General features: G+C 65.6%; 14 protein-coding genes and 1 pseudogene. 7 read left to right on the top strand and 8 right to left on the bottom strand.

The window, feature by feature from the left end:
• The first annotated feature begins 12 nt into the window (after window positions 1-12).
• The 4 genes from B7P44_RS29365 (at window position 13) to B7P44_RS29380 (ending at window position 5,004) form a co-directional block, all read left to right on the top strand.
• On the top strand, window positions 13-957 hold the full coding sequence (locus tag B7P44_RS29365; RefSeq protein ID WP_084909369.1) for a GlxA family transcriptional regulator: 945 nt from the start codon (window positions 13-15) through the stop codon (window positions 955-957).
• Window positions 958-1,468: 511 nt separating this feature from the next.
• Window positions 1,469-3,181, top strand: a complete 1,713-nt coding sequence (locus B7P44_RS29370; protein ID WP_084909370.1) for a M36 family metallopeptidase — start codon at window positions 1,469-1,471, stop codon at window positions 3,179-3,181.
• Window positions 3,182-3,261: 80 nt separating this feature from the next.
• Window positions 3,262-4,503 (top strand): M20/M25/M40 family metallo-hydrolase, encoded by a 1,242-nt coding sequence (locus tag B7P44_RS29375; protein ID WP_084910093.1) that lies wholly within the window; start codon window positions 3,262-3,264, stop codon window positions 4,501-4,503.
• Window positions 4,504-4,638: 135 nt separating this feature from the next.
• Window positions 4,639-5,004: a YbjQ family protein gene (locus tag B7P44_RS29380; protein WP_084909371.1), complete on the top strand. Its 366-nt coding sequence runs from the start codon at window positions 4,639-4,641 to the stop codon at window positions 5,002-5,004.
• Between the two features lie 56 nt (window positions 5,005-5,060).
• Here B7P44_RS29380 and B7P44_RS29385 read toward each other — a convergent pair whose 3' ends face one another.
• The gene (locus tag B7P44_RS29385; RefSeq protein ID WP_084909372.1) at window positions 5,061-5,894 is read right to left on the bottom strand and encodes an alpha/beta hydrolase; all 834 of its coding nucleotides are present in this window, start codon (window positions 5,892-5,894) and stop codon (window positions 5,061-5,063) included.
• A 265-nt stretch (window positions 5,895-6,159) separates the two neighbouring features.
• Here B7P44_RS29385 and B7P44_RS29390 point away from each other — a divergent pair, with 265 nt between their 5' ends.
• Window positions 6,160-7,155 carry an AraC family transcriptional regulator gene (locus B7P44_RS29390; RefSeq protein WP_133117943.1) on the top strand — a complete coding sequence of 332 codons (996 nt, stop codon included), beginning with the start codon at window positions 6,160-6,162 and terminating at the stop codon, window positions 7,153-7,155.
• A 144-nt stretch (window positions 7,156-7,299) separates the two neighbouring features.
• Here B7P44_RS29390 and B7P44_RS29395 read toward each other — a convergent pair whose 3' ends face one another.
• Window positions 7,300-8,205 carry a LysR substrate-binding domain-containing protein gene (locus B7P44_RS29395; RefSeq protein WP_084909374.1) on the bottom strand — a complete coding sequence of 302 codons (906 nt, stop codon included), beginning with the start codon at window positions 8,203-8,205 and terminating at the stop codon, window positions 7,300-7,302.
• A 127-nt stretch (window positions 8,206-8,332) separates the two neighbouring features.
• On the opposite strand from B7P44_RS29395, the gene B7P44_RS29400 reads away from it, so the two are divergent.
• Window positions 8,333-8,965: an FMN-dependent NADH-azoreductase gene (locus tag B7P44_RS29400; RefSeq protein WP_084910094.1), complete on the top strand. Its 633-nt coding sequence runs from the start codon at window positions 8,333-8,335 to the stop codon at window positions 8,963-8,965.
• A gap of 23 nt (window positions 8,966-8,988) precedes the next feature.
• Here B7P44_RS29400 and B7P44_RS29405 read toward each other — a convergent pair.
• The 5 genes and pseudogenes from B7P44_RS29405 to B7P44_RS29420 form a co-directional block, all read right to left on the bottom strand.
• Window positions 8,989-9,243: pseudogene (locus tag B7P44_RS29405) on the bottom strand (M24 family metallopeptidase); the annotation flags it as partial.
• Window positions 9,244-9,550: 307 nt separating this feature from the next.
• Window positions 9,551-9,718, bottom strand: coding sequence for a hypothetical protein (locus tag B7P44_RS37655; protein WP_231716744.1), 168 nt, complete (start codon window positions 9,716-9,718; stop codon window positions 9,551-9,553).
• A 12-nt stretch (window positions 9,719-9,730) separates the two neighbouring features.
• The gene (locus tag B7P44_RS29410; RefSeq protein WP_231716745.1) at window positions 9,731-10,603 is read right to left on the bottom strand and encodes a saccharopine dehydrogenase family protein; all 873 of its coding nucleotides are present in this window, start codon (window positions 10,601-10,603) and stop codon (window positions 9,731-9,733) included.
• 34 nt (window positions 10,604-10,637) lie between these two features.
• Entirely contained in the window at window positions 10,638-11,552 is a 915-nt protein-coding gene (locus tag B7P44_RS29415; protein WP_084909375.1) for an alpha/beta hydrolase, read from the bottom strand.
• A gap of 49 nt (window positions 11,553-11,601) precedes the next feature.
• Window positions 11,602-13,113, bottom strand: a complete 1,512-nt coding sequence (locus B7P44_RS29420) for a flavin-containing monooxygenase (RefSeq protein WP_084909376.1) — start codon at window positions 13,111-13,113, stop codon at window positions 11,602-11,604.
• Between the two features lie 100 nt (window positions 13,114-13,213).
• Here B7P44_RS29420 and B7P44_RS29425 point away from each other — a divergent pair, with 100 nt between their 5' ends.
• Complete coding sequence (locus B7P44_RS29425; protein WP_084909377.1) at window positions 13,214-14,311, top strand: AraC family transcriptional regulator; 1,098 nt, start codon at window positions 13,214-13,216, stop codon at window positions 14,309-14,311.
• Between the two features lie 129 nt (window positions 14,312-14,440).
• On the opposite strand, the gene B7P44_RS29430 is transcribed toward B7P44_RS29425, so the two are convergent.
• Complete coding sequence (locus tag B7P44_RS29430) at window positions 14,441-14,788, bottom strand: MTH938/NDUFAF3 family protein (protein ID WP_084910095.1); 348 nt, start codon at window positions 14,786-14,788, stop codon at window positions 14,441-14,443.
• Window positions 14,789-14,859 lie beyond the last annotated feature (71 nt).

Below are 14,859 nucleotides of genomic sequence, written 5' to 3' on the forward strand. Positions count from 1 at the left end.
TCCCCCATTCCGATGCCCGAGGATTTCCACTTCCTGCTGCTGCCCGGCTTCTCCGCGCTCGGCTTCATGTCCGCGGTTGAACCACTGCGCGTCGCGAACCGCTTCCGCTCGGAGCTTTACCGCTGGCACGTGCTCAGCGCGGACGGCGGCCCGGTGGCCGCGAGCAACGGCATCCCGGTCGCCGCGGAAGCCGCGTATGCGGACGTCGAGCGCGTCGGCACGGTGTTCGTCGTCGCGGGCTTCGACCCGCTCGTCTGCTACACGCGCGCGCTCGGCGACTGGCTGCGGCGCCAGCACCGGCACGGCGCGACGCTCGGCGGCATCGATACCGGCAGCTTCGTGCTCGCCGAGGCCGGACTGTTCGATGCGTCGCATCCGCTCACGCTGCATTGGGAAGCGCTTGCCGCGTTCCGCGAGCGCTACCCGAGCCTGAAGGCGACGCAGGAGCTGTTCGAGATCGGCGAACGGCGCATCACCTGCGCGGGCGGCACCGCGTCGATCGACATGATGCTCGACCTGATCGGGCGGCGACACGGCGCGGACCTCGCCGCGACGATCTCCGAGCAGTTCGTCGTCAGCCGGATCCGCCAGCGCTCGGACAGCCAGCGGCTCGAGATCGCCGCGCGCTACGGCGTGCACAACCGCAAGCTGATCCAGGTGATCGGCACGATGCAGCGCCACATGGAGAACCCGCTCGGGCCCGACGCGCTCGCCGACGAAGTCGCGATCACGCGGCGCCAGCTCGAGCGGCTGTTCAGCGCGACGCTGAACGACACGCCGACGCGCTTCTACCTGAACCTGCGGCTCGACCGCGCGCGCGAGCTGCTGCAGCAGACCGACATGAGCATCACGTCGGTGTGCGTCGCATGCGGCTTCGAATCGCCGTCGCACTTCTCGCGCACCTATCGCACGCGTTTCGGGATGAGCCCGCGCAGCGACCGCCGCGCGCTGCGCTGACGATCCCCGCGCAGGTCGTCGCGCCTGCGCACAAAACAGCGGAATATTGCTCAATCCCACATCATCTTCAGCCGCTCAATGAACAATCCCGCCAATTGTTCGACAACCCGAAGCTAACATCGAAAATAATTTGCAATGTTCGCGAAAATATTCTGTAACATGGGAAAAAATAGATAGGCAGCCTAATGAGATGAAAACGTTTGCCGACACGAGTCGAGCATGCAGGCTGCCACTCCAACTTTGATCCGAGGGGTATGACATGACGATGCTCGATAATCCGTCGCAGCACCTGCCCGCCGTCCGTTTTTCCTCATCTACCGCCGTCCGGCGGCCCGTTCGCATTCCACCTTTCTCCTGTTTTTCTTCGACCTGACGTTTAGCTCTCCTTAGTCAGTCGAAGCACCGCAACGCGCCTGGACGCACCGGTTTTTTCAAGCCGGCGCGCGGGCCGTGTCGTACCTGCGCCTCACGAGGGCGCGGGCTTCCCCAACCGTTGAATCGAGGATGACGTATGCAAACATCACGCAAGGCACTGCCGTTGGCACTGAGCATCGCGCTGGGTTTCGGCGTCGCAACCAGCGCCGCCGCCGACCACAAGAACGGGGACCCGCAGGCGTCCAGCCTGCGCGAGAGCCTGACGCGCGGCGTCGCGCCGCCCGCCGCGAAATCGGATGCGCCGACCGGTCAGTTCCGCGCGGACGGCGTCGCCGTCACGCTGTACAACCCGCCCTATCAGACGAAGAAGGCGGCCACCACGCCCGCGGCGACCGCGCGCGACTTTATCGCGTCGCAGTCCGCCCAGCTCGGGCTCGACGCGACCGCACTCGCCAGCCTCGTCGTCACGTCGGAGCGCAAGGACCCCGACTTCACCGTCGTACGCTTCCAGCAACAGGCGGCCGGCCTGCCGGTCTACGGCAGCGACATCGCGGTCACGGTCGGCAAGGACGGCCGCATCCTGTACGTCGCGAGCAACGCGATCAGCGGCGTGGCCCCCAAGTCCGCCAAGTCGCAGCCCGTCGACCAGCAGCAGGCGCTCGACCGCGCGCGCGCGTATCTCGGCGTGAGCGGCTTCACGAACGTCGACGCGAAACTCGTCGCGTTCGTCGACGCCACCGGCACGCATACCGCGTGGAAAGTGCGCGGCAAGCCGCAGAACGGCCCGAAGGGCGACTGGGAGCTGCTGATCGACGCGGGCAGCGGCGAAGTGCTGCGCGCCGAGGACAAGGCGTTCTACGCAACCGACGGCACCGGCTTCGTGTTCCGCCCCGATCCGCTGTCGTCGACGAAAAGCAGCTACGGCAGCGCCGGCTACAAGGACAACAACGACGCCGACTCGCCGCAGCTGACCGCCGCGCGCGTGCGCGTGACGCTGAAGGATCTCGCGCAATCGGGCTCGACCTACAAGCTCGCCGGCCCGTACGCGTCGTGCGTCGACTTCGACGCGCCGTTCGACAACGCGTGCCCGGTGCAGGCGACGCCGAACTTCGAGTTCACGCGCGGCAACCTCTATTTCGAGGCGGTCAACGCGTACTACCACATCGATTCGTTCCTGCGCTACGTGAACCAGACGCTCGGCGTCAAGGCGCTGCCGTACCAGTATTCGGGCGGCGTCCAGTACGACCCGCACGGCGAATCCGGCGCGGACAACTCGTCGTACTCGTCGAGCAGCGGCAAGCTGACGTTCGGCCAGGGCGGCGTCGACGACGCGGAAGACGCCGACGTGGTAATCCACGAACTGGGCCACGGCATCCACGACTGGATCACCAACGGCGGCCTGTCGCAGCAGGAAGGGCTCTCCGAAGGCACGGGCGACTACCTCGCCGCCGCGTACAGCCGCGACTTCAACCAGTGGAGCCCGACCGACGCGCAGTACAACTGGGTCTTCAACTGGGACGGCCACAACGAGTACTGGGGCGGCCGCGTGACCAACTGGAACGTCGGCCGCACCTATGCGCAGGCGCGCGGCGCCGAGATCCACACGGCCGGCCAGTACTGGGCGTCGTGCAACCTGGTCGCGCGCGACGCGATCGGCGGCCAGGCGATGGACAAGGCGTTCCTGAAAGGGCTGTCGATGACCAACGGCTCGACCAACCAGAAGGCGGCCGCGCAAGCCGTCATCAACGCCGCCGCCACGCTCGGCTACAGCGCCACGCAGATCGCCGCGATCGGCAACGCGTACAACAAGAGCTGCACGTACGCCGTGACCGTGCCGAAGAAGTCGTGACACCGCAGCAGGACGGGGTGGATCGTACAACCTGCGATCCGCCCCGATTCGTCCACATCACTACCCTGATGAGATCGAACATGCCTACTTCATCGCTGAAACTTCTGAGCGCCGCGCTATGCGGCACGCTGTTCGCCGTGGCCGCGCACGCGGCGCCCGTGTGGATCACGCTCGGCGACGGCGCCTACCGCCAGCTGCAGCGCATCGACGCCCGCGCGAGCGCGCGGTACACGACGACGGTCGCAGCCGGCCAGGCCGCCGACGGCGCCGCCCGCCGCGACACCGTCCACGTCGTGCAGGTCGACGACGCCGTGCTGGGCGCACTCGCGGCTGCGGTGCACCACAGCCGCGGCCACGGACCGGGCTACGTCGTGCACGACTCCTATGACGAAGCGCGCCAGGCGCTGCAGCCGCTGCCGCTCGCGAAACAGGCCGCGCCCGAGTTCAAGGTCGCGGATTCCCAGCAGATCCGCAACTGGGTCCAGCAGCTCCAGGCCAGCAACATCGTCGGCACGATCACGTCGTTGTCCGGCTTCACGAACCGCTACTACACGACGTCGCACGGCGTCGCCGCGTCGGACTGGCTCGCGCTGCAATGGAAGCAGCTCGCGGGCGCACGCGCCGACGTCACCGTCGAGCAGTTCGCGCATACCGGCTGGCCGCAGAAATCGGTGATCCTGACGATCAAGGGCAGCGATCCGGCGGCGGGCACGGTCGTGCTCGGCGGCCACCTCGACTCGACCGTAGGCTGGACGACGGAGAACACCCGCTCGCCCGGCGCGGACGACGACGCATCCGGCATCGCGAGCCTGACCGAGGCGCTGCGCGTGCTGCTCGCGAACAACTACAAGCCGAAGCGGACGATCAAGTTCATCGGCTATGCGGCGGAGGAAGCCGGGCTGCTCGGCTCGAAGGCGATCGCGAAGCAGTTTCGCGCGCAGAACGCGAACGTGGTCGGCGTGCTGCAGCTCGACATGACGAACTACAAGGGCGACGCGAAAGACATCTACCTGATCTCCGACTACACGAACGCCGCGCAGAATACCTACCTGTCGAACCTGGCGCGGACCTACCTGCCGGAGCTGACGGTCGGCACGTCGCAGTGCGGCTACGCGTGCTCGGACCATGCGTCGTGGAACGCGCAGGGCTATCCGGCGTCGTTCCCGTTCGAGGCGGACAAGAACGACAGTCCGTACATCCACACCGTGAACGACACGCTGGAGAACTCGGATCGCCAGGCCAACCACGCGCTGAAGTTCGGCAAGCTGGCGCTGGCCTATGCCGTCGATCTCGGCGACGGCGGCGCGGCTTCCCGGCCTTGACGGCGCGCGGCTGAGCCGCTCGCCTGTGCGAAAGCGAAACGGGCGCAAAACGGGCGCGAACCGGTGTTCGCGCCCGTTGTCACATCCGCTAGAATCGTCGCTCGCTTTCCACGCGCCGCCGAGCGCCCATCGACCATGCAAGACACCAACCGCTCCCTCGACGACCTCACACCCGAACGCGTGACCACCGCGTTCGACCTGCCCGGCCACGCGACCGTGCGCTCGCTCGGCGTCGCGCAGGGCATCGTCGTGCGCTCGCGCTCGATTGTCGGCACGTTCGGCGCGGCGCTGCAGACGCTGTTCGGCGGCAACATCACGCTCTACACGTCCCTGTGCGAGAAGGCGCGCCAGCAGGCGTTCGACAAGATGCTCGCCGATGCGCGCAAGCTCGGCGCGAATGCGATCGTCGCGATGCGCTACGACTCGACCGAGATCGGCTCCGGCGTCACGGAAGTGATCTGCTACGGCACGGCGGTGCGGGTGGCGCGCGCGCCGGCGTGAATCGGCGTGCACGGCGCCCGACGCCGTGACCCGTTCGCGTTCAGCAGCGCGCCCCGTCAGCGCCCCGTGAGCGTCGACAGCGCCCGCAACAGCCTGCCGTCGGGACGCGCCAGATCATTGAGCACCGAAAAGTGCGTGCAATCCGGCACGTGAACCAGTTCGACCCGCTCGCCGGCCGCAACGCACGCCGCCGCATAGTCGTCCGAATGACGCACGAGTTCCGGCAATTCCGCGCCGCCGACGGCGACGACGGTCGGCGCGCCCTTGCCGATATGCCGCAGCGGGCTGTACACGTCGATTTCCTGCGCCGACAGCTTCAGCTTGCGGTCGAGCCACGACAGCGAGATCGGCTCCAGGTCGACGAGCGCGCTGATCGGCAGCGCGGCCGTCACGGCCCGATGCCCGCGATACTGCGCCGTCAGGTGCCCGCCCGCCGAATGTCCGCTCAGCACGAGCGGCCTGCCCGCGACGCCGAGAGCGTCTCGGTCGGCCGCGAGATGGTCGAGCAGCCGGCCGATCTCGCCGACGATCTGTGTCATCGAAGCGTCGGGCGCCAGCGTGTACTCGGCCAGCGCGACGTTGAAACCCTGCGCAAGCGGCCCGCTCGCGACGAACGCGAAATCCTCCTTCGCGCAGTTCTGCCAATAGCCGCCGTGGATGAACACGAAGGTCGGCGCGTCGGGCTTGCCGCATGCGATCCAGTCGTAGCGTTCGCGGGGACGGTCGCCGTAGCGGAGATCGCGCCGGCACGAAGCGGCGTCATAGAGCTTCGCGCTGCGCGCCTGGAAGTCGGCCAGCACAGCGGGAAAATCAGCAACCGCCTTCGTGTTGTCATACGCGGCGTCGAGTGCGAGGCGGTCCATGCCTCGATAAAGGGTGGTCGTAGTCATGTTTCGATGAATGTCGTCGTTTTCAAATAAAAGTCGCTGTCCGCCGCCGCCCGGCCGCGCGAACCCGCCATTGATGTACGCCGTATAATTTCCGCTTATTGAAAGCTTCACGGCTGCGCGCGCCCCGTTCAACGTTCAACGTTCAACACCGCTCCATGATGGCCGGCGCGCGCGCGACCGACTATCGATTCCGTGCCATCGGCATCTGAAACGCGCCATTCTTTGAGGCCGTGGCCCCGAGTCATTTTCACAAGGAGGGACAAGCGTGAACCCACTGCTCTCCCGATCCGGCATGCCGCCGCTGCTGTCCGACTACGACATCCCCCGCAGCGCGATGCTGTTCGAGTCCGTCGATCTTGAACGCGCCCGCTGCGAAATCAGCAAGGTTTACCGTCCCTATCGTTTCACCGCGGCGCACCGCGGTACAACGCCGGCCACCATGTTCAAACTGGACGGCGACAGTGTCGCGCTCTCATGGTTTGCGTACGGAGCGGACATCGCCATCCGGCCCGAGATCTTCGGCAATTTCGTGCTCGTGCTGACCACGCTGGCCGGGCACTCGGACGTCCGCAGCGGCAGGCTCGCTCACGCGGGCGGACCCGGCTCGACGGTGGTCATCGCATCGAACGAGTCTTCGAGATTCCGCTACAGCGAGGACAACGTGCAGATGGGTGTGCGCATCGACGCGCAGCGTATTTCGGATGTCTGGCGCCGCGTGTCCGGGCGCGAACCGCCGTCCGCGCTGCCGTCGCGCGTGCTGCTCGAAGCACGGCGCCGCGACCGCTGGCTCGCGTCGGTCGAGACGCTCAGGCAGTTGCTGCATCCCGATACGCCTGGCGCAGTAAAGGCGATGCAGTTGCCGCTGGCGGAGGAGATGCTGATCATGAGCCTCGTCGGCGAGCAGCTGGCCGACGTGCTGCCGACAGGCGGCAGCGTCGCGCCGGCCTGCGTGAAGCGCGCGATCGCATTCATCGACGAGCACGCCGGCCAGCCGCTGACGCTGTCCGACATTGCAGCAGCCGCGCATTGCAGCGTGCGTACGTTGCAGCGCGCGTTTCATCAGTGGCGCGACATCGGCACGATGCGCTATCTGAAGGAAGTCCGCCTGCAGCGTGCGCGAGCGGCGCTGCAGGCGCCGGACGAAACCGCTTCGGTCACGGAGATCGCGACACGCTGGGGCTTCGGCCATCTCGGACAGTTCGCCGCGGACTATCGGAAGGCGTTCGGAGAACGGCCTTCGGACACGCGGGCGCGACGCTGACGCACGACAAAAGACGCGCGAACCGACCTGCGCGCCCAACGGAGACCTCACCGAAGACCGGATGCCGCGTCGCTTCGCGGCGTTCCCCGGGTGCTTGCATCTCGATACACGACCGGAGCCGGGCCGGAAACGCGCCACACGCGCTCAGCCGATGGTTGCCCCCGCCGCCCCTCGCGCATGCGCGGCAGCCGCGCCGCCGAGCGGCCGCATTTCAAACTCGTCGCGGATCGTCTGCGCGAGTTCGCGCACGACCGCCCCGCCGGCATCGTGCATCAGCACGTATTCGACGCTCGGGAGCGGCGGCACGCCATCCGCCGCGGTCAGCTCCCGCAACCCGTCGTCGATCGCGCTGCGCGGTAGCGGCGTCACCGCGAACCCGGCCCGCGCCACCGCCTTCACGCCGGCCATGCTCGGGCTGACGCACGCGATGCGCGACGCGACCTCGGCGCGTGCGAGCGCCGTGAGCGCTGCCTCGCGGAACGGGCACGGCTCGGGAATGCACGCGAGCGGCAGCGCGCCGTCCGGCAACGGTTCGTGGCGCGCGAACGCCCACACGAGCGGCTCGGCGCCGAGGCGGATGCCCCGCTCGTCGTGTTCGCAGCGGCTGCCGACCACCAGATCGAAGCGTCCCGCGTCGAACGCCTGAACCAAGTTACCCGGCACGTCGACGGCGAGCTCGAGCGCCAGCCCGCGATGGCGCGCGCCGAAGCGGCGCAGGATGTCAGGCAGCCAGCCGCACGCAAACTCGTCCGACGCGCCGACGCGCAGCCGCCCCGGTGCGCCCGCGCCGCCCAGGCACGCCCTGGCCTCGGCGCTGAGATTGAGCATCGCGCGCGCATAGCCGAGCAGCAGCAGGCCCTGGTCGGTCAGCGACACGGTGCGGGTATTGCGCATCAGCAGCGAGCATCCGGCCGGCTCCTCGAGCCGCGCGACCTGCGCGCTGACCGCCGACTGGCTCAGATGCAGCCGGCGCCCCGCGCCGGTAAAGCTGCGCGCGTCCGCGACCGTGACGAAGGTTTGGAGCAGCGCGGTGTCGAGTGGCGTATTCATTCATCACCAAATCGAGTAAGTGAAACGAATTAATATCGTTTCCAGATGATACGCCGACCCGCTAGCCTTGTCGCTGTGTTCGCGAGCTTCCGCTCGCGCCTTCTCCCCTTCCACAGGAATGACCGACATGGCTCGACTGCTCTACATCGAATGCTCGCCGCGCAAGCGCGATTCCGCGTCCATCGACATCTGCCGCGCCTTTCTCGACGCGTACCTGGAAGCCCACCCGGCGGATACCGTCGACACGCTCGACGTCTGGAATCTCGCGCTGCCGGAATTCGACGGCGACGCGATGGCGGCGAAATACGCGGGGCTCGCAGGCGCCGCGCTGACGCCTGCCCAGGCGTCGGCCTGGGCGCGCATCGAGGCGCTCGCGGCGCCGTTTCATGCGGCCGACAAGCTGCTGTTCGGCATCCCGCTGTGGAATTTCGGCATCCCGTACAAGCTCAAGCACCTGATCGACGTCATTTCGCAGAAGGACGTACTGTTCACGTTCGACGGCACGGGGTTTGCCGGCAAGCTCGCCGGCAGGAAGGCGGCGGTCGTCTATGCGCGCGGGCTCGACTATGCTTCGCCGGGATCGTTCACGCCGGCGCGCGAATACGATCTGCAGCGGCCCTATGTCGAGATGTGGCTGAAGTTCGTCGGCGTGACCGACGTGCAGGGCATCGTGGTCGAGAAGACGCTGCTGGGCGACGACGGCCGATCGGGTCGGCACGCCGCGGCAGAAGCGGCGCGCGCGCTGGCGCGCGACTTCTGACGCGGCTCGCGCTTGCCGGCCGGTCAGTTCGGCAACTTTTCGTCGGGGCGCAACGTCAGGACCCGCACGCCGTCTCGCGTCACGGCGACGGTGTGCTCGAATTGCGCGGACAGTTGGCCGTCACGCGTGACGACCGTCCAGCCGTCTTCTTCGGTCCGAACGGCATGCCGCCCCCGGTTGATCATCGGTTCGATGGTGAACACCATGCCTTCCCGCAGCACCAGGCCCGTTTGCGGCCTGCCCCAATGCAGCACTTCGGGAGGCTCGTGCATTTCTCGCGGCGAGCGCTGCTGTGTCGAGTCGAGCGTCCGCTTCGACTGTGGACCGGGGCAGCTCCCAGTAAACGGTTCTTATATGAACGCGGGAGATGTCGCTTGCCGCCCCGGAGCGGTCGTTCAATTCGTTGCATCGACGGGTTGAATCCGCAGACAAGCTTGGCCATTCGGCTTCAATATTGGCGGGCTGACCTTGATCATCGTCGACATCTGGCGGCCGTTCGTCCCTACGCCATGAGCATGTCGTGGTGGAACGCATGGATCTCCAAGCGCGATCCCCGATCCCTTTACCGAGTCCCTATACCGAAGCTCAAGCGTACGACACGTCAAAACCCGGGCGTTCGAGAAAGAACGCGCTGCCCATCAGCATCGATGGCGTCTTGTAGCCTCCTGGCCCAGGATCGGTCAGGCAGCGGCGGGCAATCGCCAGCGCCGTATCCGCCGTCATCGCGTAAACATTGGGTGCCGACATCTTCATCGCGACCGTCCTTCATTGGGCATCGGTCGCCTCGGCCCAGAACTCCGTTCGCTCGACGCCGCGCGCGCCCGCGTCCGGTCCGCCGGCAAAGAATCGCTCCGCCAGCCGATAGAGCGCCCTGGATACGAAGGAGACGGCAAAGAGCCGACGCGTGAAGTTGGTGAGCCGCATCGTCAACCCGAGCGCGAGCGGCAGCGCGCAGTACACGAGGCCATCCGGCACGCCGGTCGATACGCCGGCGGTAAACACGTCGCCCCACGGAATCGATACGGCCCAGCGCGTGCCGCCGGGAAACGGGATACGTCGAATGCGATAGCCATTGGGCACGGAAACGAGACGATGATTCCGTCGGACGAGCCCGCCGCTCGCGGCGGACTCCAGGATCGTTTTCGCGGTTCCGATGCTCGGCTTCGTTCCGAACGAAAATGCGAGGTCGATCCGCGACGCATCGGGCATGCTCGCCTTAAGCGCCGCAGCAAGACTATCGGTGGGAACGATATCGAAACCCGCGCCAGGACAGAGCACGACACCCGCGCTGGCCGCACGCGCATCCTGCGCGTGACAGAACTGGAAGACCGGGATTTCGCCGGTGATGTCCACGTAATGCACACGAGATTCGAGGCAGGCCTCCACAAAGGCACTGGCGGTCGTGGAGAACGGCCCAGCACAGTTCAGGACGACGGCGACGTCCTTGAGATTCGCTTTCGCCTTGGCAACCTCGAACGCTCTCGATTCCAAACCGAACGCGTCCGCCAACGGCTCGAGCTTTTTGCTGTCCCGTCCCGCAATGATCGGGTGCATGCCCTGGCGTACCGCTTCGCGCACGACCAGTTCGCCCGTGTAGCCGTATGCTCCGTAGATCAACAATTTCCCGCTCATCTTCATACTCGCATCCGTGAATCGTGTTGGCGCGCCCAGGCTAGACAGCCGCGGTTTCGATGGGTCGGTCGACGCCGACGTGTTTTTTCAGGAATGCCAGCTGCAGCGCGATATTCTGCAAGCACACCGCTTCATCTTCGAGATGCAGCTCGAAGTGATTTCCATCCACAAGGTGAAATTCGCAGTCCGGAATGCGCATCGCTGCCCGATATGCCGCCGAGGCCGGCGTGACTGTGTCGCGTCGACCAGCAACGATGAGCGTCGGTGCTTTCACCCGACGCGCGGAGCGAACCGGGCTGTAGAACGGAATCTCCAGAAAGATTCGCGACAGCACCCTGTTTTCCCAGCTTGTTCCCTCCGGAACCAAGCGGGCATAGCCCTCCCAGCACTCGGCGCTCGTCAGCGCCGCCGCGTCGCCGGGGCGCCCGACGATTCGGCTGTAGTGCGGACAGCCGAACAGTCTGCCGCCCTGGTCGCGCAGCGCCGCTATCGCCAAGCGAAGGGTGACGCGCGCCGGCACCTGCCGCAGGCTCGCGACACCGCTCACGTGCGGCACCTGGGCGATCACCGCATGAATCCGCTGATCGTTTGCGGCCGTTTCGATCACGTGCCCGCCTGAAAACGAGGTGCCCCACAGGACGATGCGCGCGGTATCGATGCCGGAAAGCGTCCGCACGTGCCGGATCGCCGCAGTCCAGTCGGCAAGGTGCCGGCGCGGGCTGACCCAATGCCGCGGCATGCCTTCGCTATCGCCAAAATTGCGATAGTCGAAGAGATACACCGCATACCCTTCGTCAACGAAACGTCGCGCAAAAGCGGGCAAACCTGCAGCGCGAATCGCGCCGAAGCCGTGCGCCATCACGATGACGGGGGGGCTGCCGCCCGCGTCGGGCAGCATGAGTGTCCCGGCGCAGTACTCGCCCTGGCTCGGGAACGTGGAGTCGAAACTGAGCATGGTTGCTTCCGGTTCAGTCAGTTGACGAGTGTCGTGCATGCATGCCGCTTCACGCGGACACGGTCCGCTTGTCTGCCCGGCGTGCCGGAGAGGCCGGCACGCCGCTCCCGGGGCGCCTGAATTCGAGTACAGGGTCCGCGATCGTCTCCTTCAGCAGCATCTCGCGATCGGCCTCGAGGTTGTGAAGAACTCGCCACGGCAACGCCTGGCCCTGACGCGGCAGGACGCCCTGACCGCGCTGCACGTAGCCGGATTGCAGCGAACCCAGGATCGATTCGTCGAGCATCTCGCCCGACGGCGCGTGCGCCGTTACCATGTCGAAACCTTCCGCATCCATGTGCTTCATCAAGCGGCAAACGTAGGTCGCTGCCATATCGACCTTCAGTGTCCACGGTGCGTTCGTGTAGCCGAACAGGTAGGCGAAATTCGGAACGTCCTGAAGCAACACGCCCTTGTATGTCATCAGGGCGCTGATGTCGAGCTGTCGTCCATCGACGTGCAGCTTCATGCCGCCGAGCGATTGGAGCTGGAGGCCGGTCGCCGTGACGATGATGTCCGCGTGAAGCACTTTGCCGGACTTCAGCAGAATGCCGTTTTCCGTGAACGTCTCGATGTGGTCGGTCACGACGGATGCCTTTCCTGCGCGGATGACCTTGAACAGATCGCCGTCCGGCACCGCGCACAACCGCTCGTCCCACGGGTTGTACCCGGGCGTGAAGTGACGCATGTCCACGCCGTCGCCGACCTGCTTCTCGACGTGGGCCAGCAGCCAGGACCGAATTCGCCGGGGCCATCGCTTGGCCGCCTTGTAAATGAAGCGTTGCAGCCGGATATTGCGCCAGCGGGCCATCCCGTATACCCAGCGGGTCGGCAACACACGATCCAGCACGGCCGAGATCTTGTCGTAGGCCGGCACCGAAAAGATGTAGCTCGGCGACCGCTGCAGCATGGTGACGTGAGCCGCCCGGCCGGCCATCGCGGGCACGAGCGTGACGGCCGTTGCGCCGCTGCCGATTACCACGACGCGCTTGCCGCGATAGTCGAGCTCCTCGGGCCAGTGCTGCGGATGAATGCGCAAGCCGGTGAATCGCTCCTGCCCCGGAAAATGCGGCAGATATCCGCGGTCGTGGTTGTAGTAACCCGTGCACGGAACGAGGTAGTTGCAGGTGAAGGTCGACGTGTCGCCGCTGTCTTCATGCCGGGCGCTGACCGTCCAGCGGCGCTGCTCCGTCGACCAGCGCGCGTCGTCGATTTTGACGCCGAAATGGATGAATCGGTCGACACCATGCTCGCGCGCGGTGTCGGCAATGTATTGCCGGATCGATGGCCCGTCAGCGAGGACCTTGTAGTCGTGCCACGGCCGGAATGCATAGCCGAAGCTGAACATGTCCGAATCGGACCGGATCCCCGGATAACGGAACAGGTCCCATGTCCCGCCGATCGCATTGCGTCGCTCCAGAATCGCGACGCGTTTGTCCGGACACGCTCTGGCCAGATGGCACGCCATGCCGATACCGGAAATGCCTGCGCCAATGATCAACACGTCGTAGTCGGTTTTCATCGGATGTCTCCTCGCTGAATCTTTGATCGACATCCGCACTCTAGCGACCGCGACAGGCTGACGTTTGACGTCATGAGACTAATGTTTTACATTTTGAGACATGGATCCATTGGTCAGATCAAGCGGCCTTCGCGGCTATCCGGCACTGATGCGCGACATGGGCCACGATCCCGTGCCGTTGCTGCGCCGCTACCACATTGCGGAGGCGTCGCTGGACCAGGACGATGCGTTGATATCGCTTCGCTCCGCCACGCATCTGCTGGAAGCCAGCGCCGCAGTGACGGGATGCGGCGATTTCGGTCTGCGCCTGTCGTCGCATCAGAGCATCGACGTGCTGGGGCCGTTGAGCATCGTGCTGCGCAACGCCCCCACGATCAGGGATGCCCTGAACGATTTGATTCGCTACCTGTTCGTGCATAGCCCGGGCATCGTCGTGTCGGTCGACGAGCGCAGCCCGGTCGTGAAGAACACAGTCGCGATATCCATCCTCATTCGCCTGTCCGGCCCAATCGTCACGCGGCAAAACAGCGATCTTTGCCTCGCGGACGCACATAATTTCCTGCGGCTGTTTGCCGGAGACAAATACGATCTACGCGCCGTATCGATACCGCACGAACCCGTCATCAGCCGCGCGGTGTACGAGCGCTTCTTCGGGGCGAGACTGCTGGCGGAACCGGTCGGCGCAACGTTGTACATTGCGCGTGATACGTTTTCCGCCAACGTTCAAGGCGCGAACGCCGCGTTTCGTCAGATCGCGGAAGACTACATTTTCCGGAATTTCGGTGCAGCCCAAGGGAGCGTGTCCGATCGCGTTCGCCAAGTGCTGCGGCAAACGCTTGGCGCGTCGAGCTGCGACAAATCCAGTGTCGCCGCGCTGCTGGCGTTGCATCCAAGAACGCTGCAGCGCCGTCTTTCGGACGAGGGCACGTGTTTCGAAACCATCAAGGACGAGGTTCGCCAGCAGCTCGCGGTGCATTACCTTCAGAACACCAGACTGACGATCGGCCAGATTTCGATGATGCTCGGCTATCCGGCTCAGTCCGCATTGTCGCGCGCCTGCCACCAATGGTTTGCACTCACGCCTTCGGATATCCGCAGCGGCAATCAACGCGATTCGAGTGCATGCGATGGAGAGACTGAGGGTCAGGGATCTTCAAAGAGGACGTCGGAGCGTCCGGACAGCAGCATGGACGGATGACGCTTCTGGCCGGACCGGGGCGATCGCGACAGGCGACAACCGGCCGGGCAGCGCATATTTCGCCCGCCGTCGGGCCCTCCGGCCAGGATGCATCATGAGTCGAACCCGAAAACCGTGCGGATGTGGGGTCTAGCACGTGACATGCAGGATCGCATTGGTCTGGCCAGGGTGCTCCTTGAGTTTGGCGATGGCTTCCGCCGTCGGCAGGATGACCAGTTCGACTCCTCGACGCTTGGCCTCGTGCTTCACCTCGTCCATCACCGGCAACGCCCCGGTGCCCGTACCGATCACAAGCCGATGGCACTTCCAAGGTATATCCTCCGCCGCAGACAGCGGTGTATGCCCGAATGCGTCGCGAAACTGCCGGGACGGCTTCTTCCTGCGTTTGCGAACCTGCCCGTGGTCAACGACCACGTCATGCTCGTAGGTCACGCCATCAATACGGATGAAACCAAACGAAAATGCTTCGAAGCGCATACCCGCCTCCGCCGGTGTCGTGCCGACAACGTCGACAATCCGAACGCGCAATGACGAGCGCCGTCAAGGCC

The organism is Burkholderia ubonensis subsp. mesacidophila, from assembly GCF_002097715.1.
Classification (GTDB): Bacteria; Pseudomonadota; Gammaproteobacteria; order Burkholderiales; family Burkholderiaceae; genus Burkholderia; species Burkholderia mesacidophila.